The organism is Streptomyces sp. NPDC043812 (assembly GCF_056436245.1).
This window is the reverse complement of sequence record NZ_JBWKCY010000004.1, coordinates 242276-263774: the sequence shown is the minus strand read 5'-3', so window position 1 is coordinate 263774 and position 21499 is coordinate 242276. Positions and strand designations below refer to the sequence as shown.

The following is a 21499-nucleotide window of genomic DNA, read 5'->3' as shown; positions in this document are numbered from 1 at the left end:
TTAGCGGCCGGTTACGGATCCGGGCGATTGAAGGCCCGGTATGGACTAGGTATGAGAAGCGCTGTAGAAGCGTGCAATGTCGGCGCTCTCGCCCGCGATCCCCTCCGTCACCGCGGCGCCGGGATGCTCGTTGCCGGGGAAGAGCTCGACTGCCGGCTCCGCGCCGCCGCGGCCCCCCGACCAGGTGCCCACCGCCCAGCCGTCGACGACGACCGTGGGGCGGATCACCCCGCCGCCGGGCCACACGCGGCGCTCGTGCTCGGCGGGCACCGACAGTTCTCTGCGGCGGTACCCGACAAGGTAGTTGTCGTACGCCGGGAGCAACCGCACATCCCCTTCAAGGATTTCCTCGGCCTGTCCCCGCGGCGGTTCTCCGGCGGCGGCCCATGCTTTCCTGCACACGGTTGTCCGCAGCCCCGACCAACTCGCGAAATCCTCCACGTCGGTGGGACCGTGGGCGGCGCGGTAGCGGCGGGCGAGTTCCGTTTCGGCGGCCGCTCCGGTGAAGGGGAGCGGGCCGGAAGCGGGCAGCCAGTCGTCGAGGAGGACGAATGTGGCCTCGCCCGCGCGCTGGGGCCCGTGGCAGATCAGCCCGGACAGCACGGTCCTGCGGATCAGATGGATGGCGGACTGGCCCTTGGACTCCACTCCCAGGGTGCCGAGCCGCTCGGTGAGTTCGGCGCGGGTCAGAGGGCCCTCGCCGTCGACGGCCGTCACGATCAGCTTCTCCGCGCGTGCGCACAGGGCCTCGTCCAGGCCGAGTTCCCGCAGCCGGCGGGCGGCGAGCGACAGATAGACCGGTCCGAAGAGGTTGAGCAGCCAGCGGGCGTCCGCGGCCGGGACGAGTTGCAGCGTGCCGCGCATGAACCAGCCGCGCACGGCGGTGCGTTCCGTGTCGGTGGCGTGCCGGACGTCGTCGGCGGTCAGGCCGCGCACGCGGGCGCGCAGGCCGAGGCCGGCCGCCGCGAGGTCCTGCGCCTGGACGGCCAACACCCGCTCCAGGGCGGCGGCGACCGTTTCCTCCCGGGCCTGCCCTCCGATCCCCTGTGCGCGTGCTCTCAGCAGCCGGTCGGCAGTTCGTCGTTCCACAGTCCCCAGTCTTTCACCGAGATCGTTTGTGTGAGGGCTCCGGACATGGTCCGCAGCCGCACCTCTTCGTGGGCGGCGACACAGCCGACGACGCCGTGCGCCGACCAGTCCGTGAGCCGCCAGTCCCGCCAGCGCGCGGGCCCGTGCCCGTGCACGACGGGAAGGTCGAGACGGCCCAGCTCGTCGAGCGAGGCCGCCCCGACCTTGACCAGGGACTCCTTGCGCACCCACTGGCGGAGGAAAGCCCGCCGCGGGTCCGGTTGTGCCCGCAACTCGGCCAGTTCGGCCGGGCCCGAGGCGCGTGCCGCCACGTTCCAGTCCATCGGAAGCCGCCCGTCGTGGGCCTCCAGGTCGACGCCCACCGGCCCGTGGGACGCGGCGGCCGCGACCCATCCCCGGGTGTGGGCAAGGCTCACCCCGAGGCCGGGAATGCCGGCCAGGCTCGGCCGGCCGTGGGGCCGCTGGCACCGGTCGCAGCTCTGCACGAGGGTCAGGCTCCGCGCCGGGCGCCGGAGCAGACGCGCGGCACAGAGCCTGACCAGGGCGTGCGCGGCGACGAAGTCGTCCCGGTCGGCGGCGGACCGCAGGGCGTCCGCCCGGTCCAGTTCCGTACGGGTCAGCAGCTCCCGTGCGTCACCGGCACCGGCCAGCACCTCTCCGGTCCGCCCGGCCAGCGCGACCGTCGCCATCAGGGCCTGCGGCGCAGCACCGCGTAGTAGCCCGGCAGCAACAGCGCGTCGGAGTCCGACTGCGGGTCGATGGCGTGCAGCTGGATCGCCTCGTCGTCCAGGATCTCCCAGTCGTCCGCCGGGAAGGCGGCGGTCAGTTCGGGGCGGGTGAAGCGGTGGGAGTGCCGGACACCGGCCGCCTCCAGCGGCCCGACGAGGTCCTCGGCCCGGCCGCGCTTGCCGCCGACGAAGCCGAGGTAGCCGAAGGAGTTGCTGGAGTAGTCGGGCTCGTGGACGATCAGCACCCCGTCGGGGCCCAGCAGCCGGCCGGCGACCGTCGCGAGCCGGGCCCGCGCGGCGCTGTCGAGGACATGGAAGACACCGCGGACGAAGATGTTGTACGGCCCCTCCCCCAACGCGGCTGCCTGTTCGGCGTCGGTCATGTCGGCGGCCAGGTACTCCACGTTCGTCACACCCGCCGTCCGCGCCTCGCGGACCGCGTGGTCGATGGCGCTCGTGGAGACGTCCACGCCCACCACCCGCGGATAGTGCGGGGCGAGTTCGCGACTGTAGCGGCCGTTGCCGCAGCCGAGGTCGATGACCGGCACGTCGTCGGCGAAGTGCTTGCGTGCCTGGCCGAGCAGCCACTGGAACTCCTCACCGCTGTCGGCGTCCCAGATGACGTCGCCGCCGCGGCCGGTGTGCTCGATACCGGCCCAGTAGCGTTCCCAGGCGTCGCCGGTGTCCCGTTCCTCGGTGGGCTCGCCAGCTGTGCCCGCCTCGCCGGGCGGCGCCGAGAAGCGTTCCCAGACCTCCTCCTCGCCGAGCGCTTCGAGCAGGGCGAGAAACTCCTCGAACATGGACTCGATCAGGCCGTCGGGGTAGACGGCGGGCAGGTGGTCCCAGTTGAAGGTGAGGCCGCCGGCCTTCTCGAAGACCTGGAAGTCCAGCGAGACCTGCGGGGTCTGGGAGATGCCGTACACCGGCACGCCCAGCTCCGTCTCCTCGTACTGCGGGGGGTGTCCCGCGAGGCTCGTCATCACCACGGGCATGGCGGGCGCGAGGGAGCCGCGCATCTTGGTGAGCTCGCGAAGGACCTGGACGCCGCTGAAGTAGCGGTGCTCCAGGTCGGCCCACAGGCGTCGCTGCACGGCCTGGGCGCGTCCGGCGAACGTGGTCTCCTGCTGTTCGACGGCGAGCAGCAGCGTGGTCGTCGTGTCCGCGAGCAGCGAGTTGACCTGAGGGTGCAGCGGAAGACGGTTGAAGAGCGGGAAGTTGATGGTGAACCGGGCCTGCCCGCTGGCGTTGCCGAGGACTTCGGCGTAGGCGGCGGCGAGCACGCCGGAAGGGGTGACCTTGCGGTCGCCGGCCCGCTCCTGGATCCGGTTCCACAGCTCGGCCGGGACGACATGGCTGAGCCGTTCGAAGCGGACGGGGAGTTCGGGGGCGTCCGCGGGACGTTCCGGAAGCTGCGGCGCCGGCGGCAGGGTGGCGAGCCGGTCGCGCCAGTACCACTCGGAGCGGCGGTAGAGCTCGCTGTCGCGCAGCGAGTTCCCGACGGCCAGGACGTAGTCGCGGAACGTCAGCTCCAGTGGCGGCAGTTCGGCGCCGGGCTCGGTGTAGTAGGTGACCAGGTCCGGGATCAGGACCTGGAAGTAGCTCCAGGCGTCGGCGACGAGGAAGTCGAGGCAGAGGTGGATACGGGCGCGGCCGCCGCCGAGGAGGCTGATCCGCACGTCGAACAGGGGCCATCCGTCGGCGTCGAGCACCTGGTGGGACAGCTTCTCGCGCAGAGCGGCCAGTTCCGTCTCCCGGTCGGCCGGGTCCAGGCCGCCCAGGTCGGTGACGGGGATGTCGTACGCGGGGACCTCCTCGTACACCTGCTGGGTGCCGTTCGGCAGGATGCGGGTGCGCAGCGCGTCGTGCCGCTCGACGAGCCGTCGCCAGGCGCCCTCGAAGCGTGCGACGTCCAGCTTCTCGCTCTCCCACTCGAAGTAGCCGTGGCAGCCGACGTTGCCTAGCTCGACCAGTCCGCCGCGGCCGATCCACAGGGCCTGCTGGCTCTCGGTCAGCGGGAAGGGGGCGAAGCGGGCGTCCGGGTCGGGGACGATCGCGGCCAGACCGCCGAACTCGCCACGCCCGTCCGCACGTTCGGTGACGATCAGGGTGCCCAGTTCGGCGACGGTCGGGCAGGAGGACAGGTCGGAGAGGCTGAGCTCGACACCGTAGCGGCGGCGGATCTCGTCGATCAGCTGGAACGCGAGCAGCGAGTGACCGCCCAGTTCGAAGAAGTTGTCGTGGATGCCGACGCCCTCGGTGCGGAACGCCTCGGCCCACAGACGCACCAGCCCGTCCTCGATCTCGTTGCGCGGGGGCTCGTACCCGGCGCTGACGGCCTCGCGGGTCGCCGGCGGTTCGGGCAGACTGCGCCGGTCGACCTTGCCGTTGGCGAGGCGGGGCAGGGCGGGCAGGACGACGACGGTCGCGGGGACCATGTAGTAGGGCAGGGTGCGGGCCACTGCGGCGCGGATCGCGGCCGGGTCCGGCGCCGCGTCGCCGTCCGCGGAGACGTAGGCGATGAGCCGTTTGTCGTTGGCGCCGCGCTCCTGGGTGACGACGACGGCCTCGGCAACGCCGTCGAGGCGGGCGACATGGGTCTCGACCTCGCCGAGTTCGACGCGGAAGCCGCGGATCTTGACCTGGGCGTCGGAGCGGCCGAGGAGTTCGACCGCCCCGTCCTCGCGACGGCGGGCGAGGTCTCCGGTGTCGTAGAGCACCGGGTGGGGGTCGCCGGGGACGATCCCGGGACGGAACTTGGCCCCGGTCAGCTCCGGTCGGCCGTGGTATCCGGCGGCCACGCCGGCGCCCGAGACATGGAGCCGGCCGACCTCGCCGTCGGCGACCGGGCGGTCCTCCTCGTCCAGCAGGTGCACCCGCATGTTCGCGATGGGGACACCGACGGGCACCTGCCGGGTGGCGCGGATCTCCTCCGGCGTGGCCTGGCTGGTGAAGTCGATGTCCGCACCGAGGTCGAGGCAGGTGAGGACGTTGGTGGTCTCGGTCGTGCCGTACGTCATGACGACGCGGAACGGTGTGTCGACGGGCGGCCAGCTGTGCACCCGCTCGGCCGTGGTCACCAGGATGCGCAGCGCGGTGTCCGCGGGCCATTCGAGGCCCCAGACGGGCTCGGCGAGCGCGGCGACCAGCATGGTGTGGGTGATCCGCTCTGCGGCGAGCCAGTCCCGGATCTGCTCCGGGGTCTGCGCCTGGCCGGCCTCGGGGATGTGGATCGCCGCGCCCGTCGGCAGATACGGCAGCCACTCCATGATCTGCACGGCGAAGCCGGGTGTGGACATCCACGACGCACGGTCGCCGGCACGCACCCCGTAGGCGCGGGCCGTCCAGTGCACCAGGTTGGTCAGGGCCCCGTGTCGTTCCAGGACGGCCTTGGGCGTGCCGGTGGAACCCGAGGTGTAGATGAGGTGGCTGACCGTGTCGGGGCCCGTGGGGACGCCGGTCGGCGTCTCGGGCAGCCCACGACCCGCGGTGGCGACCTCGGCCAGGGCCACGCCCTCGGGCATGCGCGGGCCGATCTCGGCGGGGGTGAGGACGAGCAGCGGGGCGGCGTCCGCGATCATCGCGGCGAGCCGGTCGTCAGGGTTGACCGGGTCGAGCGCGACGATCGCGGCGCCCGTCTTGAGGATGGCGAGGGAGCCGATGACGTAGTCGGCGCTGCGCGGGTAGCACAGCCCTATCCGCTCGCCGGGAGCCGCGCCGTGCGCGATCAGCGCGTGGGCCAGCCGGTTGGTGGCGGCCTCCAGTTCCGCATACGTCCAGGAGCGGTCGCCCTGTACGAGGGCGGGGGCGCCCGGGGTGCGGGCGGCCTGCTCGGCGAGGAGCTCCGGGTACCCGGTGGCGGGGAACTCGGCGTCGGTGCGGTTGAAGTCGATCAGTGCGGTGGTCACAGCGCGGCCCTTTCTGCCTGTGCGAAGGCTCGGCTGCGCAGCAGCCGCACCGGGAGACTCTTGATCCCCCACGTGAAGTTGGATGAGTTGAACAGGGCGGGACCCGTCAGTTCGAAACCGTCGAGCAGGGCGAGCATCTCGGTGAGCAGCGCGCCCAGTTCGAAGCGGGCCAGCCGGGCGCCGAGGCAGAGATGGCGCCCGTGGCCGAAGGCGACATGGCGGTTGGGGCGCCGGTCGACGCGGAAGCTGTGCGGGTCGGTGAAGACGTCCTCGTCTCGGTTGGCGGAGACGTTCCACAGCGTGACCCGGTCGCCGGCGGCGATACGCGTCCCGTTGATCTCGGTGTCGCGGACCGCGGTGCGCAGGGCGTGCACTCCGGGTGTGGTCCAGCGCAGGATCTCCTCGACGGCCGGGGCGATGCCGTCGGGGCCGAGGCGCCGCAGCAGCTCCCACTGCTCGGGGAGCTGGGCGAACATGTGCACGGCGCCCGCTGCCGAGTAGCGGGTGGTCTCGTTGGCGCCGGACAGCACGCCGTTGCAGTTGAAGACGATCTCCTCTTCGGTGAGCGGCCGTTCGGTGCCGTCGCCCTCGTCGACGAGGGTGTCGTGGGCGATCTGGCTGACGAGGTCGTCGCCGGGGCGGGCCCGCCGCTCGCCGAGGAGTTCGATGAAGTAGAGGAAGATCTCGGAGTGCGCGTTGCTGCGCACGGACTCGTCCGGGGAGTCGAAGGCGTCGGTGGTGAGTGCCCCGATCCAGGACCAGTCGGCCCGCGGGATGCCCATCATGGCGCAGACCACGCGGTTGGGGAGCTGCTTGGCCAGGTCGATGAAGTCCAGCTCGTCCTGCTCGGCGGCCTCTGCCACCAGTTCGCCGACGACCGTCTCGACGAGGGCCTCCAGCCGGGGCATCTGCTGCGGGCCGAACGCCTGGTAGAGCGCCCGCTTCAGACGGGTGTGGTGGGGTGCGTCGGAGACGATCAGCATCCGCTGGGTGACGGCGGCGACGGCGGCGGGGTCGCTGCCGAGCCGCATGCCCTGCGCGGATCTGAAGGTGTCGCTGTCGGCGTACACGCTCATGATGTCGCGGTGCTTGCTGAGCACCCAGAAACCGTCGTCGCCGCCGGGTTCGGGGTGCCAGTGGACGGGTGAGTTGGCACGCAGCCAGGTGAACGCGGGCCAGAAGTCGTTGCGGCCGAAGGGGGCCGGGTCGAGCAGGTCGATATGCATCTCAGACTCCTTCGCCCATGACTGCTCCGGTGGTTGCCGCCGTGCGGCCGGGGCCGCCCGCCGCCGTGCGCACGCTGAGGGGCCGCGTGTCGGTCCAGTGCACGTCCACATGGGCGGTGCACTCGTCCTCGGTGCCGCTGAACCCGGTCGGCGTCCAGCCGTCGGGCAGCTCGCGCGCCGCGGGGTACAGCGCGTACTGCTCCTCGTGGTTGACGAGGACCTGGTAGTTGGTGGGCACGACGTCCTCCGGGATCGGGCGGGTGGGCGGGCTGCGGGTGGTGGGAGTTGCTCGGTCGGGGCGGCCCGGCCGCGGCCGGGCCGCGGGGGGCTTGTCAGGTGCTGCGGGGCGGTCCGGCGGTGGCCGCCGGCCGGGGTGACGTGCGGTCCGGTCCGTCCGCGTCACCCCGCAGCAGCCCGGCCAGGTTCTCCAGCAGGGGCTCGGGGCGGCGCAGTACGGCGTGGTGGCCGCCCTGCACGCGGTGGACGTGGAAACCGGCCGTCGTGACCGCGGCCCAACCGGCCAGGTCCTGCGCGGTGACGGTCTCGTCGGCGTCCGCTCCCCACGCGTGCACCGGGACGGAGATCCGGTCGCGGTGGGTGTGCGTGTAACTCAGCGACAGCTGGGCGTCCTTGCGGAGCATCGCGACCATCAGCGCACGCGTGTCCGCGTCCAGGAAGGCGGGGTCGAGCCCGGCGGTGTCGAAGAGCTTGTCCAGTTCCTCGTCGTCGTCGACGATGCCCCGGCCGGCCCCGTCCCAGTGGCCGGGCGCCCGGCAGGCGCTGACCACCAGGGCGTCGGGGACGACGCGCCGGGACACCTCGTAGCCGAGGAGCCCGCCGAAACTGTGGCCGAAGACGACCAGCCGACGGCCCGCGACGATCGGCCGCAGCTCGTCGGCGATCGCGTCGACGGCTTCGCCGAACGTCTCCGGCATGGGGTCGCGCCAGCGGTTCTCGCGTCCGGGCAGCTGTACGCCGTGGACCTGTGCGACGCCGGCCAGGGCAGGAGTCCAGGCACGGAACTGCTGGCAGCCCGCGCCGGCCGGCGGCAGGCACAGCAGTGCCGGAAGGTCCGCGTCACCGGGCCCGGAGGGCCAGGTGGAGATCCAGGTACCCATGGGCTTCAGGCCCCCTCGGCGGCGAGGACGGGTACGGAAGCGGCTCCGGACTCGGCCGCGAGACGGTCGAGTTCCTCGGCGACGTCCGCGACGGTGGGCCGGGTGAGCAGCTTCCCGAGAGTGATCCGCAGTCCGGTGGTGCGGCGCAGTTCCGCCACGACCCGGGCGGCGGCCAGCGAGTGCCCGCCGAGCTCGAAGAAGTCGGCGCCCGGTCCCGGGACTTCGCGTTCCAGGACCTCGGCCCAGACGGCCATCACCTCGCGTTCGCGCGCCGTGGCGGCGGCCGCCGGCTCCGTTTCCCCGGCGACTTCGCCGAGTTCGCGGGCGAGCGCGTCGCGGTCCGCCTTTCCCGTGGTGAGGGTGGGGATGCGGTCCACCACACGGACGGTGGCGGGCACGGCGGCCTCGGGCAGGAGCTTGGCGCAGTGTGCGGTGACCGCGGCGGCCAGGTCCTCGGGAGCGCCGGTGCCGGGGGCGGCGACGACCGCGAGTCCCAGCAGCTGACCGGCGGCGAGGGTGCAGCACGCGGCGGCCACGACCTCCGGGAGTTCGGCGGCGATCCGCTCCACCTCGCCCAGTTCGATGCGGTGGCCGCGGATCTTCACCTGGTCGTCGCGGCGGCCGCGGTACTCCAGTTCGCCGTCGGCGCGGCGGACGACCAGGTCGCCGGTGCGGTACATCCGGGCGCCGCCGCCCTGGAACGGATCGGGCAGGAACCGCGCGGCGGTGAGGCCGGGCCGGTTGCGGTAGCCGCGGGCCACGGCGGGACCGCCGAGGTACAGCTCGCCCTCGGTGCCCGCGGGGAGGGGGATCAGGTCGTCGTCCAGCACATAGGCCCGGTAGCCGGGCAGCGTTCGTCCGATGGCGCTCACGTCGTCACCTCGCTCGCTGTCGGCCCAGGTGGCCGCGATGGTCACCTCGGTGGGTCCGTACACGTTCAGCAGTCGGCGGCCGCGGGCGAAGCGTTCGGCGAGCGCGGCCGGGCACGCCTCGCCGGCGACGACGACGACCTCGGGCTCGTCCAGCCCGTCGCCGTGGGCGGCCAGCAGGGACGGGGTGAGGGAGGCGGTGCGCAGTCCGGCGGGAAGCGGTTCCCGGCCGTCGGCCGCGGCGTGTCGCAGGCCGTCGAGGGACAGGTCCACCAGGGCCACGCCCTGGCCGTGGACGAGGTAGAGCAGTGTGCACCAGAGCCAGCCGTCGAAGGCGGGCGAGACGGCGTTGAGGCCGAGTCCGCCGGGCGGGAGGCCGAGCGTGGCGAGCGCGGCGACGAACGTGTCGAGTCCGCGGTAGGTGACGTCGACGCCCTTGGGGCGGCCCGTGGTTCCGGACGTGTAGATGACGTAGGCGCACGTACCGGGGTTCGGTTCGGCGACGGCGAGGGTGCCGGCCGGTCCGCCGTGGAGGGATGCCGGGTCGATGCTGTGGACACCGGCGACGTCGAGTCCCTCGGGGACGTCCGCGGCGACCAGGACGGAGACCTGGGCGTCCCGCAGGACGGACCCGAGACGTTCGACGGGATGGCCGGCGTCCAGTGGTACGGCGGTGGCGCCGAGGCTCCACACGGCGAGCAGTGCGGGCACGCTCTCCCGGGAGCGGCCGAGGAGGAGCCCCACGGCGGTCTCGGGTCCGACACCGGCGGCGGCGAGCGCAGCCGCGGCCCGGGCGGTACGGGCGGTGAGCGCGGCGTAGGTCAGGGTGCCGTCCTCGGCGACGACCGCTCGGTCGTCGGGCCGCTCACGGGTCCAGCGCTCCAACGCGGCGAACAGCGGCGGGAGCACGGTGTCCCCCGGCTGCCCGTCGGCGGGCGGGGTCGCCGGTGCGGGACCGGCATGCTGGGCGGTCATCCGTCGTTCCTCTCCGGGGTGTGGGCGCCGGCCGGCGCGGTGGCTCGCAGGCGCGGTCCGACCACCTGGCCCTCGGGCCCCTGGGGCAGCTGCATCGACTTGGTCTCCAGGAACGCCTCGACGCCGGCGCTGCCGCACTCGCGGCCGATCCCGGACTGCTTGAAACCGCCGAAGGGCGCGGCGGGGTTGAATGCTCCGCCGTTGACGTCGACGAGGCCGGTGCGGAACCGCCGTGCCACGCGCTCGGCGCGGGCGTCGTCGCCGGACCAGACCGCGCCGTGCAGCCCGTAGCGGGTGCCGTTGACGATCCGGATCGCCTGCTCCTCGTCGTCGTACGGGATCACACAGAGCACCGGCCCGAAGATCTCCTCCTGGCCGAGCGTGGACAGGGGATCGACGTCGGCGAAGATCGTGGGCCGGACGTAGTACCCGGTGGACAGCCCCACGGGACGGCCGGGCCCGCCGCGCACCAGGCGCGCGCCGCCCTCCGACACGCCCCGCCGGATGTAGTCGCTCACCCGGGCGTGGGCGGCGGCCGACACCAGTGGGCCGAGGTCGGTAGCGGGGTCGCGGGGGTCGCCGGTGACGTAGCCGTCCATGGCCGCTCCGGCCAGTTCGAGCGCCTCGTCCTGACGGTCGCGGGGCACCAGCAGGCGGCTCCACTGCAGGCACGTCTGGCCGGTGTTGAAGAGCACCTGGTCGACGGTGGCGCCGATCGCGGCCCCGAAGTCGGCGTCGTCCAGGACGAGGCTGGCGTTCTTGCCGCCGAGCTCCAGGTGGATCCGCTTGATGCCGTCGGCGCCCAGTGCCGACACCTGGCGGCCGGCGCGGGTGGAGCCGGTGAGGGACACCACGTCGGTGAGGGGGTGGGTGACGAGGGCGGTGCCGAGCGTGTCGCCGGTGCCGACGGTCATGTTGACGACGCCGGGTGGCAGATCGGCCTCGGCGAACACCTCCGCCAGCAGGCGTGCGTGCAGCGGTGTGAGCTCGCTCGGCTTGTGGACGACGGTGCAGCCGGCGGCCAGCGCGGGCAGCAGCTTCTGCACCGTGAGCAGCAACGGCGTGTTCCAGGGGGTGATGCAGGCGGCGACACCGGCGGCCTCGCGCACCACCAGGGAGTGGCCGACGCGCTCCTCGTACCCGTAGGAGGCGGCGGTCTCCACGCAGTGTGCCGCCATGCCGATGGACAGCCCGACGTGGGTCTGCAGGGACACGCGGGAGGGGGCGCCGACCTCGGCGGTGATGATGTCGGCGAATCGCTCTGCGTTGCGTTCCAGGCCCTCGACCACGCGGCGCAGCAGAGCGGCCCGCTCCCGGACGGGCGTGGCGGCCCAGCCCGGGAAGGCGTCGGCGGCGGCGCGTACGGCGAGGTCGGCGTCGCGCGCGGTGCCGGCGGGCACGGTGGCGAGCGGCGCCTCGGTGCTGGGGTCGGTGACGACAAGTCGGCTGTCGGCGTCGGACGCCGTCCAGCGGCCGCCTATCCACTGATCGTCGTAGCGGGGCGGCAAGGGGGCCGCGGACGGTTCGGCCGTCGGTGCGGCGGAGTCCTGCGGCACGGTCAGCACGGTCACGGTGGGTTCCTCACTGAATCGCTCGGTCACTGAATGCGTGCGGGCGGGACAAGTCCCGAAGCGGATCCGGGGCGGACGCCGACGGCGCGGCCGCCGGCGAGATTCTCGGCCCGGGCGGCGGGCCTGCCTTCGGCGGCGGCCGGCCAGGCTCCGGCCCTGGCGGCAGGCCAGGCATCGGGCCGGGCGGCGGGCCAGGCGTCCGGTCGGACCCCGGACCGGGCAGCCGCCCGTGCGTCGGGCCTGGCACGGCGGGCCGGACGCGGTCGGAGGGACGTACGCGGCAGTTGCCCGGCGGGAGCGGCCGGGGCGGGGAGCAGGGCGTGCAGCAGCCGGTCGGTCTCCCGGGACGGGGACACCCCGAGGTCGTCGCGCAGCCGGCGGGCGCACAGCTCGTACCAGTTGCGCACACAGGCGTGTTCGCCGCGCCTGCCGTGCGCCGCCATCAGCGCCCGGTAGGTCTCCTCGTGGTGACGGTCGATGCCGAGTGTGCGCCGGCAGAGCTCGATGAGGTCCGGGAAGTCCTCGCGCTCGGCGGCGTCGGCACGCAGCACGTCCAGGGCGCGCAGCGCCAGGGACCGGAGGTATTCGCGCTGTTCGACGACCCAGTCGGCGTTCTCGCCGCGCAGGAACTCGCCGGCGTACAGCGCGACGGCGGACCGCAGCCGTTCGCGGGCGAGGCCGCGGTCGCCCGCGGTGGCCGCCCGCAGCCCGGTGTGCACCAGCTCCTGGAAGCGGTCCACGTCGGACCAGAGTTCGGCGATGTCCAGGACGTAGCCGAAGTCGCGGTAGCGCAGCCGGATTCCCGACTCGCACGGGCCCTCGGGGTGGGCGTCGAGGACCCGGCGCAACGCATGCGCGGCGACCTTGAGGGAGCTGCCGCCGGCGGACCGGTCGGTGCCGGGCCACAGGGCCTCGTACAGCCGGTCGCGGGTGAGCGTCTGGCCCCGGTGGATCACGAGGTACTGGAAGAGCCCGCGGGCCTTGCCGGCCCGCCAGCGCTGCACCGGGCTGCCGTTCACGGTCAGTTCGAAGTCGCCCAGGAAGCGGATGCGCACCGCCTGCCGCGCAATTTCGGTCACCGCGGTGGTCATCGCTTCCTCCCGGGGTCCGTCGTATTGCCCTTCTGCCTGCGGCGAGTGTGTTCCCGGCCTCTACAAACGCCCTATACCGGCCGGATCTTGCGCCTGTAGGTCCGTCATAGGGCGGTTTTCCAGACTGAGGCTCGATGGTCCCGGGGCCCGGCGTCGCTGGACGCACCAGCCGGCCCTGATCCCCGCCGGACGCGGCCGGGCCCGGTCCGGCACCCGGCGTCCGCCTCCTCCAGCTCCTCGGCATCCGGCCGCGAATCCCGACTCCGAAATGAGGGCTGCTCCATGACCAGCACCGACACCCGACTGAAGAAGGTCGTGATCCTGGGCGGCGGCACCGCCGGCTGGATGACTGCCGCGTATCTGGGCAAGGCCCTCCAGGGCACGGTCGACATCACGGTCCTGGAGGCGCCGACGATTCCGCGGATCGGCGTCGGCGAGGCGACCGTGCCCAACCTGCAGCGTGCGTTCTTCGACTACCTCGGGATCGCCGAGGACGAGTGGATGCGCGAGTGCAACGCCAGCTTCAAGATGGCGGTGCGGTTCGTGAACTGGCGCACGGAGGGCCAGGGGGAGTCGACGGCCCGGGACCTGCCCGACGGCTCGCCCGACCACTTCTACCACCCGTTCGGACTGCTGCCCGACTACGACCAGACGCCGCTGTCGCACTACTGGTTCAAGCGCAAGTACGAGGGCCGCACCACCGAGCCGTTCGACTACGCATGTTTCCGCGAGCCCCCAGTGATGGACGCGATGAAGGCGCCGCGCTGGCTCGACGGCCGGTCCGCCACCCGCTACGCCTGGCACTTCGACGCCCATCTCGTGGCGGACTTCCTGCGCCGCTTCGCCATCGAGAAGCAGAGCGTCAACCACGTCCAGGACGAGATGACGGAGGTCCTGCAGGACGAGCGCGGCTACGTCACGGCGCTGCACACCAAGGGCGGCAAGGTGCTGGACGCCGACCTGTTCGTGGACTGCTCCGGCATGCGGGGTCTGCTCATCAACCAGGCGATGGCGGAGCCTTTCATCGACATGAGCGACCATCTGCTGTGCGACAGCGCGGTCGCCACCGCCGTACCCCACGACGACGAGGAGGGCGGCGTCGAGCCGTACACCTCGGCGATCGCGATGTCGTCGGGCTGGGCCTGGAAGATCCCGATGCTGGGCCGCTTCGGCACCGGCTACGTCTACTCCAGCAAGTTCACCGAACAGGACGAGGCCACGGCCGAGTTCGCGGCGATGTGGGGCCTCGACCCGGAGAAGACCAAGTTCAACCACATCCGCTTCCGGGTCGGGCGCAACCGCCGTGCCTGGGTGAAGAACGTGGTCAGCATCGGTCTGTCGTCCTGCTTCCTGGAGCCGCTGGAGTCGACCGGGATCTATTTCATCACCGCCGCGATCTACCAGTTGGCCAAGCACTTCCCCGACAAGACCTTCAACGAGGGCCTGATCGACAGCTTCAACAACGAGATCGAGGTGATGTTCGACGACACCCGCGACTTCATCCAGGCGCACTTCTTCTACGCGCCGCGCAACGACACACCGTTCTGGCAGGCGAACAAGAAGATCACGCTGCCCGACAACATCCAGCAGAAGATCAACGCGTACAAGGCCGGCCTGCCGATCAACTCGCCGATCACCGACGAGTCGACGTACTACGGCAACTTCGAGGCCGAGTTCCGCAACTTCTGGACCAACGGCAGCTACTACTGCATCTTCGCCGGCATGGGTCTGGAGCCGGACGCCCCGCTGCCGGCGCTCGCGCACAAGCCCGAGTCCGTGGCGGGTGCGGAGCCGCTGTTCGAGACGGTCAAGCGCCAGCAGCAGAACCTGCTGGAGACGCTGCCCAGCGCCTACGAGTACCTGAAGCAACTGCACGCGTAGGCCCCCTGACCGGCCGGGACCGGACCGCGCGTCCCCCTCCCCCGTACGCGGCCCGCCCGGTTCCGGCACCACGGCCCGGCACCGGCGCAATCCGCCGGCGCCGGGCCGCACTGCTTCGTCACCCAAGGGAGTCAGACATGCCCAACTCCACGACCCACCAGGACGTACCAGGCAGCGACGACAACGACCCGATGCCCTGGGCCGAGGGCTCCGGCGTCCTCCGGCAGGCCGACCTCCGCCCCTTCATGGCCGCCTTCCCCTCCGGGGTGTCGGTGGTCACCACCCTCGACGCCGACGGCCTGCCACGCGGCCTGACGTGCAGCTCGCTGGCGAGCGTCGCGCTGTCCCCGCCGACGCTCGTGGTCTGCATACGGACGGAGAGCCCCACCCTCCAGTCCCTCCTCGGCCAGGGGCAGTTCGCCCTCAATCTGCTGCACGAGAGGGCCAGGGCGACATCGGACCTGTTCGCCTCCGGGGCACCCGACCGCTTCGAGCGCACCGAGTGGCGGCTGCCGCTGGGCGCGAGCGGCCCGCACCTGACCGCGGCAGCCCACGCCATCGCCGACTGCACCGTCGTGAAGACCGTCGAGTTCGGCGACCACACGGCCGTCTTCGCACAAGCGGGCCGGGTGACGGTGCGCCCGGCGGCCAAGCCCCTGCTGTACGGGCTGCGCCGCTACGCGGGATGGTCCGACGCCACATCCGTAACCCAGCCGGCGGCGTCCGCGCCGCGGGTCCTGCCGTCCGAAGGAGCCACCGGTGTCCGCCACTGACCCGCTGCCCGCGCTGCTCGTCGCCGTGCCCGTGGTGATCCTCGCCTGTCAGGCGGGCGCGACTCTCATGAGACGCATCGGCCAGCCACCGGTGATCGGCGAGATCGCCATGGGGATCGTGCTCGGCCCCTCACTGGTCGGCTGGCTGTGGCCCGAGGCGCAGCACTGGCTGTTCCCGGAAGCGGTCCTGCCGTACATCTCGGTGCTGGGGCAGCTCGGCCTGCTGGCGTTCATGTTCCTCGTCGGCCTGGAACTGGACCTGGGCACGCTGCGCGGCCACTCGCGGATCGCGGTGGCCGTCAGCCAGGCGGGCATGCTGCTCCCGCTGGGCCTCGGCGCTCTGCTGGGCGTCGCGATGTACGGCCAACTGGCCCCGGACGGGGTGGGGCTGCTGCCGTTCACCCTGTTCGTCGCCGTGGCGATGAGTGTGACGGCTTTCCCGGTGCTGGCGCGGATCCTGGTGGACCGGGGTCTGTACGGGACACCGCTCGGCGCGCTCGCGATGGCCTGCGCGGCGGTCGACGACGTGGCCGCCTGGTGCCTGCTGGCGCTGGTGGTGGCACTCGTCTCGGCGGGCTCCCCGCTCGACGCATTGACGACCGCCGGGCTGGCCGTGGGATTCGCCGCCGCCATGTTGCTGGTGGTCCGGCCCCTGCTGGCGCGGTGGGCGGCGGCGCGGGCGGAGCGGACGAACGACGGGGTGATCCTGGTCCTGTTGTTCAGCGGACTGAGCCTGTCCGCGCTGGCGACGGACCTCGTCGGGGTGCACACGCTGTTCGGCGCCTTCCTGTTCGGCGTGATCACTCCGCGCGGCCATCGCCGCATCGAGGCGTCTGCGGCCCGGCTCCGCGCTGTGGCGGTCCCCGTCCTGCTGCCGCTGTTCTTCGTGCTCACCGGTCTGCGCACGGAGATCGGGGCCCTGGCGGCCGACCCCGTCCAGTGGCTGTGGGCCGGGGCGGTGCTCGCGATCGCGGTGCTCGGCAAATGGGGCGGAGCGGCGGGAGCGGCCCGCGCCTGCGGCCGCTCCTGGCGTGAGGCCCTGTCGGTGGGCGCCCTGATGAACTGCCGGGGCCTGACGGAGCTGGTGGTACTGAACATCGGCCTGGAACTGGGCGTGATCGGGCCGGAGTTGTTCACGATGCTGGTCCTGATGGCCCTGATCACGACGGCGGCCACGTCCCCGGCGCTCAGCCGCTTCCTGCGGCCGCAACTCCCCCCGTTGGAGACGGAACCGGCGAGGAAGACACCGGCGGCGAAGGCCGCGTCGCACGTCTGACGCGCGCGGCGTGCCGTGCGTGCCGTGCGTGCCGTGCGTGCCTGCGTGCCCACGAGCCTGCCCCGGCCCTGGACCGACCCGGTCCGGGGCCGGGGCGGGCTCGCTCGCGCAGGCAACCGACCGTGGCCGAAAACGAATTGGCGCAGTTGCAACTGCGACGCCCTGACCTGCCACGCCGCAGCGCGGCGGGAAAGGATTCGCCGAGGGATTTGCTCTGGAGGTCGACGAGGAGGCGAATCAGGGGGAGTGGTTCACCACGGCCGACATTCCGGATTTCGAATCCAAGCAGGAAGAGCTGCTCGGCCACGCCAGAACAATCCTTGGACGGTACGGGGAAGGAGCGCTGTATTTCACCAACACGACGGCGGCACAAGATGACCCGGAGGCAGATATGTTCAGCCGCGAGGGTGCCTACGAAGGCTTCACCGACTACACCATGGACTGTGGCGTAATCGCGGTCTTCGAATCAGGGATCGGCGTCTTCTGGTCCTTCCTCACCGACTGAAAGTTTGATCCGTGCGTACCCGATCTGCCCCCTGGCCGACTCCGGCTGCGGCTCGGGGAGTTCTGTCCGGTACCGGATGTGGGCATGCCCGAAGCTCGGGTCCAGGATTGGCTCTTCGAGCTGGCCGACCACATCAAGCAGAGCATCGAGTCAGGCGACGTGCCCCCGCCGGCCGATCCCCAGACTCACTGGGAGTGGCATGCCCGCTTCCCGGAACTGGGCCAATTCCTCGGCGGCTGGTTCTCGCAGGACATGCCGGACGAATTCGTCGACCATGACGCGGCGGTCCGGGACTACGGCTCGACGACGCATCGCCAGGTGGTAGCCCGACTGGTGGGCGAGATCCATGAGCTTCTGGCTCTGGAGCTCGAGGACCACGAGTACACGACCGGCCTGGCCGAACTCGGTATGGAGGTGGAGCCGTCGGCGCCCTTCGCAGCCGATCGCTGGCTCGAGTTGGTGGCCGAGTATCTCGCCATGCCCCGGCCCGACTACGGAAGGAGCGACTGACAAGGGACGGCCTGATGCGGCCTTCTGGCGCCCGATCCACACCCCCGGCCGGGCCGACCCGTACGCCGAGTCGGCGTACGGGTACGGACAGTGGACGCCGGAGTAACCGCGCGTGACCATGGGCCAGTTGCTGGACGGCGGGCGTGGAGGTGGGCCAGGCATGGCGGCGGACGGGAACAGTGACGCGGACGGTGCGGGCGGGACGGCGATGTGTGCCGGTCAGGCGAACGGCGGGGAGCCGGACGGCTCGGACAGCCTGAAGGCGTTCGGGGAGGTCGTGAAGGCGTTCCGCAAACGAGCCCGGCTCACGCAGGAACAGTTCGCACCCCGCGTGCGCTATTCGGTGCCGACAGTCGCCTCGATCGAGCAGGGACGCCGCTTCCCGCCGGCGGATTTCGTCGACCGGGCCGAGGAGGTGCTGGACGCGTTCGGCACACTGCGGGGTGCGGCACGGCATCTGTCGCGGCGGCCGGGGCTGGCGAGTTGGTTCCGGCAGTGGGCGCAGTTGGAGGCGGAGGCGATCAGCCTCTACACGTACGAATGCAGGCTGGTTCCGGGGTTGTTGCAGACGGAGGCGTACGCCCGGACGTTGTTCTCCGAACGACTGCCCCCGCTCGGTGACGAGCAGATCGATACACGGCTCGCAGCCAGGACGGACCGGCAGCGGTTACTACGGGAACGCCCCAACACGGCGTACAGCTTCATCGTCGAGGAACATGTGTTCCGGCGGGACGCCGGCGGCTCGGCCGCCACGATGGAGCTCCTGGATCACGTCCTGGGGCTTGCGATCATGAGGAACATCGAGGTGCAGATCATGCCCCAGGTGCGCACGATCCACGCCGGCATCGACGGGCCCATGCAGCTCCTCGAAACGCCCGACAACCGATGGTTGGGCTACTGCGAAGGGCAGGAGAGCGGTCAGTTCATCTCCGACCGCAAAGTGGTCAGCATGCTCCAGATGCGGTATGCCAGGATGCGGTCACAGGCCCTCTCTCTGGAGGAATCCCTGAGCCTGTTGCGGCGGATGCGAGGAGCGACATGAGCAGCACCACAGAACTGGCCTGGTTCAAGAGCAGCTACAGCGGCAGCTCCGGTGACAGCTGCGTCGAGGTTGCAACGACCCCCGGAACGATCCACGTCCGGGACTCCAAGGTCGAGCAGAGCCCGCAGCTCGCCCTCTCCCCCTCGTCGTGGACGAGCTTCGTCTCGTACGCCGCCCAGGCCTGACGCCCCACACGCGAGCGCCCCGTGCCGGATCACGTCCGGCTCCGGGGCGCTCCTGCTTTTCGGCAGATCCCCCTTCACTCGAGGGACCCTCTCCCCGATCTTGTAGACAGCGTCAACTCCGTGGTAGACACTGCCTACCCTTCTTCGCGCGGCCGCTGTGCTGACGCTCCTGGACCGAGAGGAACATCGTGCTGTTGCACGCCGCTGTACGGCTCGTGGCCGCCCCGCTGGCCCGGCTGATCTACCGGCCGGTGATCGAGGGCCGGGAGAACGTCCCCCTGCGTGGACAGGTGATCCTGGCCTCCAACCACCTCTCGTTCATCGACAGCGTCGTCATCCCCCTGGTGGCGCCACGCTCTGTCGCATTCCTGGCCAAGGCAGAGTACTTCCAGGAGCGCGGGCTGAAAGGACGCGTGCTGCGCGCCGCGTTCATGTCGCTCGGCGCCATCCCGGTCGAGCGCGGAACCCATCGCGCGGCCCACGGGTCCCTGGAGGCGGCGCGTGGGGTCCTGGCCGAAGGCCGGGCGTTCGGGATCTATCCGGAGGGGAGCCGGTCGCGCGACGGGCGGCTCTACCGGGGCCGTACCGGAGTGGCCTGGCTCGCACTCAACTCGGGTGCCCCGGTCGTCCCTGTCGCGGTCCTCGGCACCGACCGGATCCAGCCCGTCGGCGCTCGACTGCCCCGCATCCGCCGCATCACGGTGCGCTTCGGCAAACCCTTGCAGTTCTCACACCCCGACGGGTCGGTCCGCGCCGCGCAGGCACGGCGGGCGGCCACCGACGAGATCATGAGTGCCATCCAGGCACTCTCCGGCCAGGAGCCGGTCGACTGCTACAACGAACTGCCTCAAGCGGCGTAGGGGTTGTCCGACGGCCGGACGGAACTGCGCGACGCCCTCGCCCTGCGCCCGGAGTGCGAGCTGCGGGGACGAGGCCGCGGCGAACCTGGCCGAGATGGTCCTGCGCAGGCTGGGCGCTCCGCCGGACGACGCCCGCGAGGTCGCCGGACGCCCACTGCCCGACCTCGACTGACGAGGCCGGGCAGGATTCCTAGAGGGAGTCGGCGCGGAGGGAGTCGTCGCGCTCCGCTGCCGTCTGCGGCTGCGGCTGCGGCTGCGGCTGCGGCTGCGGCTGCGAACGGAGCTTGTCGGCGGCCCGGCGGCCGGGCAGGACGGCGAGGACGATCATCGTGCCGGCGGCCATGATGACCCCGCCGACGATGCTGGTCGTGGCGACACCGTGGGCGAAGGCTTCGTGCACGGCGTCCACGACGGCCTGGGCCTGCTGAGGACCGCCGGCAGGATCCTTCGCGATCGCCTCGGCGACCGCCAGGCCGCCGCCCACCGAGTCCTTGGCGGTGTCCAGCGCGGCGGCCGGCAGCCTGCCACCCACCAGGTCGGTCAACTCGTCCCGGTAGGCGGTGCCCAGCAGCGAGCCCAGCACCGCGATGCCGAGGGAGCCGCCGAGTTCCAGCGCGGTGTCGTTGGCACCGCCGCCGACGCCGAGCTCGGACTCGGGGAAGGAATCCATGATGGTGTCGGTGGCCGGGGACACGCTCAGTCCGATCGCGAAGCCGAGCAGCAGCATCGGCGCCAGGAAGTCGGCGTACGTGGAGCCCTTGTCGACCGGCACGAGCAGGAGGACGCCCACGGTCCCGATCACCATTCCGGCCGACACCAGCGCCTTCACACCCAGCTTCGGGGTCAGGCGCCCGGTCACCACCGCGCCGGCGAAGACGGCCCCGGCCAGCGGCAGCAGCCGCACACCGGTCTCCAGCGCACCGTGGCCGAGCACGAACTGCAGGAACTGGGTGGAGTAGTAGATCGCGCCGAAGGTGCCGAAGAAGAAGAACAGCACCGCGATCATCGAGCCGCTGAAGGGCCGCGACCTGAACCTGCGTACATCGAGCATGGGACGCGGGTGGCGCAGCTCCCAGGCCACGAAGGCGAGCAGTCCCACGCCCGCGACCACGGCGGCGGCGACCGGACCGGCGCCCCAGCCGAAGTGCGGGCCCTCGATGGTCGCGTAGACCAGGCTGCCGACGGAGACGATGGAGAGCAGACCGCCCACGTAGTCGATGCGGCCCATGCCCTGCGCCCTGGACGGCGGCACGAGGACCAGCGCGCCGATGACGGCGACGACAGCGATGGGGACGTTGATCAGGAAGGTGGAGCCCCAGGCATGGGCCTCCAGCAGCCAACCGGCGACCAGCGGACCGACGGCTATGGCGAGACCGGAGGTGGCGGTCCAGGCCGTGATGGCCTTGGCGCGCTCGGACCGCGGGAACGTCGCGACCAGCAGGGACAGCGTGGCCGGCATGACGACGGCGGCGCCGACACCCATGACGGCCCGGGCCGCCACGACCCATTCGGTCCGGTCGACCAGGCTGCCCATCACCGAGCCGCCCGCGAAGATCACCAGACCCGTGACGAGCGCGCCGCGGCGGCTGTACTTGTCGCCGATCGCGCCCAGCACCAGCATCAGCGCCGCGTAGGGGACGGTGTAGCCGTCGATGACCCACTGCAGGTCGCTGCTGCTCAGCCCCAGGTCCTTCGTCATGTCCGGCGCGGCCACGATCAGCGACGTGTTCGCCATGACGACGATCAGCAGACTCAGACACAGCACCAGCAGGGCCCACCAGCGCCGCGCGTACGGCCGGGCCATCTTCTCGACAGGGGTGTTTGCAAGGAAGGACATCGGAGACTCCTAGGGGACGAGCTAATTGCCCACCGATGTGCAGGTTAGTTTATTGCAC

At 71.7% G+C, this 21499-nt stretch carries 17 protein-coding genes and 1 pseudogene; 8 read left to right on the top strand and 10 right to left on the bottom strand.

The window, feature by feature from the left end:
• Positions 1–45: 45 nt before the first annotated feature.
• From AC067Z_RS08445 to AC067Z_RS08405, 9 genes are all read right to left on the bottom strand, one after another.
• Positions 46–1089, bottom strand: a complete 1044-nt coding sequence (locus AC067Z_RS08445; RefSeq protein ID WP_478788694.1) for a winged helix DNA-binding domain-containing protein — start codon at positions 1087–1089, stop codon at positions 46–48.
• Positions 1059–1778 (bottom strand): 4'-phosphopantetheinyl transferase family protein, encoded by a 720-nt coding sequence (locus tag AC067Z_RS08440; RefSeq protein WP_478788693.1) that lies wholly within the window; start codon positions 1776–1778, stop codon positions 1059–1061. Before AC067Z_RS08440 ends, AC067Z_RS08445 begins: the two co-directional genes overlap by 31 nt.
• On the bottom strand, positions 1778–5722 hold the full coding sequence (locus AC067Z_RS08435; RefSeq protein ID WP_478788692.1) for an amino acid adenylation domain-containing protein: 3945 nt from the start codon (positions 5720–5722) through the stop codon (positions 1778–1780). Before AC067Z_RS08435 ends, AC067Z_RS08440 begins: the two co-directional genes overlap by 1 nt.
• On the bottom strand, positions 5719–6948 hold the full coding sequence (locus AC067Z_RS08430) for a cytochrome P450 (RefSeq protein ID WP_478788691.1): 1230 nt from the start codon (positions 6946–6948) through the stop codon (positions 5719–5721). Before AC067Z_RS08430 ends, AC067Z_RS08435 begins: the two co-directional genes overlap by 4 nt.
• Before the next feature lies 1 nt (position 6949).
• The gene (locus AC067Z_RS08425; RefSeq protein WP_478788690.1) at positions 6950–7186 is read right to left on the bottom strand and encodes an MbtH family protein; all 237 of its coding nucleotides are present in this window, start codon (positions 7184–7186) and stop codon (positions 6950–6952) included.
• A 94-nt stretch (positions 7187–7280) separates the two neighbouring features.
• Positions 7281–8066: a thioesterase II family protein gene (locus AC067Z_RS08420; protein ID WP_478788689.1), complete on the bottom strand. Its 786-nt coding sequence runs from the start codon at positions 8064–8066 to the stop codon at positions 7281–7283.
• A gap of 5 nt (positions 8067–8071) precedes the next feature.
• Complete coding sequence (locus tag AC067Z_RS08415) at positions 8072–9910, bottom strand: non-ribosomal peptide synthetase (RefSeq protein WP_478788688.1); 1839 nt, start codon at positions 9908–9910, stop codon at positions 8072–8074.
• Positions 9907–11418 (bottom strand): aldehyde dehydrogenase family protein, encoded by a 1512-nt coding sequence (locus tag AC067Z_RS08410; RefSeq protein WP_478788821.1) that lies wholly within the window; start codon positions 11416–11418, stop codon positions 9907–9909. The genes AC067Z_RS08415 and AC067Z_RS08410 overlap by 4 nt, the downstream gene beginning before the upstream one ends.
• Before the next feature lie 89 nt (positions 11419–11507).
• Complete coding sequence (locus AC067Z_RS08405) at positions 11508–12572, bottom strand: AfsR/SARP family transcriptional regulator (protein WP_478788687.1); 1065 nt, start codon at positions 12570–12572, stop codon at positions 11508–11510.
• Positions 12573–12854: 282 nt separating this feature from the next.
• Between AC067Z_RS08405 and AC067Z_RS08400 the strand changes: the two genes are divergently transcribed.
• The 8 genes and pseudogenes from AC067Z_RS08400 to AC067Z_RS08365 all read left to right on the top strand — a co-directional run.
• Complete coding sequence (locus tag AC067Z_RS08400; RefSeq protein ID WP_478788686.1) at positions 12855–14453, top strand: tryptophan halogenase family protein; 1599 nt, start codon at positions 12855–12857, stop codon at positions 14451–14453.
• A gap of 137 nt (positions 14454–14590) precedes the next feature.
• A complete protein-coding gene (locus AC067Z_RS08395; protein WP_478788685.1) occupies positions 14591–15226 on the top strand; it encodes a flavin reductase family protein in 636 nt (211 codons plus the stop codon).
• Complete coding sequence (locus AC067Z_RS08390) at positions 15213–16502, top strand: cation:proton antiporter domain-containing protein (protein ID WP_478788684.1); 1290 nt, start codon at positions 15213–15215, stop codon at positions 16500–16502. Before AC067Z_RS08395 ends, AC067Z_RS08390 begins: the two co-directional genes overlap by 14 nt.
• Positions 16503–17091: 589 nt before the next feature.
• On the top strand, positions 17092–17517 hold the full coding sequence (locus tag AC067Z_RS08385) for a contact-dependent growth inhibition system immunity protein (protein ID WP_478788683.1): 426 nt from the start codon (positions 17092–17094) through the stop codon (positions 17515–17517).
• A gap of 208 nt (positions 17518–17725) precedes the next feature.
• Positions 17726–18559: a helix-turn-helix domain-containing protein gene (locus AC067Z_RS08380; protein ID WP_478788820.1), complete on the top strand. Its 834-nt coding sequence runs from the start codon at positions 17726–17728 to the stop codon at positions 18557–18559.
• Positions 18556–18744, top strand: a complete 189-nt coding sequence (locus AC067Z_RS08375) for a DUF397 domain-containing protein (protein WP_478788682.1) — start codon at positions 18556–18558, stop codon at positions 18742–18744. The genes AC067Z_RS08380 and AC067Z_RS08375 overlap by 4 nt, the downstream gene beginning before the upstream one ends.
• 188 nt (positions 18745–18932) lie before the next feature.
• Positions 18933–19604: a lysophospholipid acyltransferase family protein gene (locus AC067Z_RS08370; RefSeq protein ID WP_478788681.1), complete on the top strand. Its 672-nt coding sequence runs from the start codon at positions 18933–18935 to the stop codon at positions 19602–19604.
• Between the two features lie 46 nt (positions 19605–19650).
• A pseudogene (locus AC067Z_RS08365) lies at positions 19651–19776 on the top strand (TetR/AcrR family transcriptional regulator); the annotation flags it as partial.
• Positions 19777–19794: 18 nt separating this feature from the next.
• On the opposite strand, the gene AC067Z_RS08360 reads toward AC067Z_RS08365, so the two are convergent.
• Positions 19795–21441: an MFS transporter gene (locus AC067Z_RS08360; protein WP_478788680.1), complete on the bottom strand. Its 1647-nt coding sequence runs from the start codon at positions 21439–21441 to the stop codon at positions 19795–19797.
• Between the last annotated feature and the right edge of the window lie 58 nt (positions 21442–21499).

Bases quoted from the DNA above. Each gene is read 5' to 3' on its own strand.
- AC067Z_RS08440 (WP_478788693.1), bottom strand. From the start codon at position 1,778: ATGGCGACGGTCGCGCTGGCCGGGCGGACCGGAGAGGTGCTGGCCGGT.
- AC067Z_RS08430 (WP_478788691.1), bottom strand. From the start codon at position 6,948: ATGCATATCGACCTGCTCGACCCGGCCCCCTTCGGCCGCAACGACTTC.
- AC067Z_RS08420 (WP_478788689.1), bottom strand. From the start codon at position 8,066: ATGGGTACCTGGATCTCCACCTGGCCCTCCGGGCCCGGTGACGCGGAC.
- AC067Z_RS08415 (WP_478788688.1), bottom strand. From the start codon at position 9,910: ATGACCGCCCAGCATGCCGGTCCCGCACCGGCGACCCCGCCCGCCGAC.
- AC067Z_RS08405 (WP_478788687.1), bottom strand. From the start codon at position 12,572: ATGACCACCGCGGTGACCGAAATTGCGCGGCAGGCGGTGCGCATCCGC.
- AC067Z_RS08400 (WP_478788686.1), top strand. From the start codon at position 12,855: ATGACCAGCACCGACACCCGACTGAAGAAGGTCGTGATCCTGGGCGGC.
- AC067Z_RS08395 (WP_478788685.1), top strand. From the start codon at position 14,591: ATGCCCAACTCCACGACCCACCAGGACGTACCAGGCAGCGACGACAAC.
- AC067Z_RS08385 (WP_478788683.1), top strand. From the start codon at position 17,092: ATGCCCGAAGCTCGGGTCCAGGATTGGCTCTTCGAGCTGGCCGACCAC.
- AC067Z_RS08380 (WP_478788820.1), top strand. From the start codon at position 17,726: ATGTGTGCCGGTCAGGCGAACGGCGGGGAGCCGGACGGCTCGGACAGC.
- AC067Z_RS08375 (WP_478788682.1), top strand. From the start codon at position 18,556: ATGAGCAGCACCACAGAACTGGCCTGGTTCAAGAGCAGCTACAGCGGC.
- AC067Z_RS08360 (WP_478788680.1), bottom strand. From the start codon at position 21,441: ATGTCCTTCCTTGCAAACACCCCTGTCGAGAAGATGGCCCGGCCGTAC.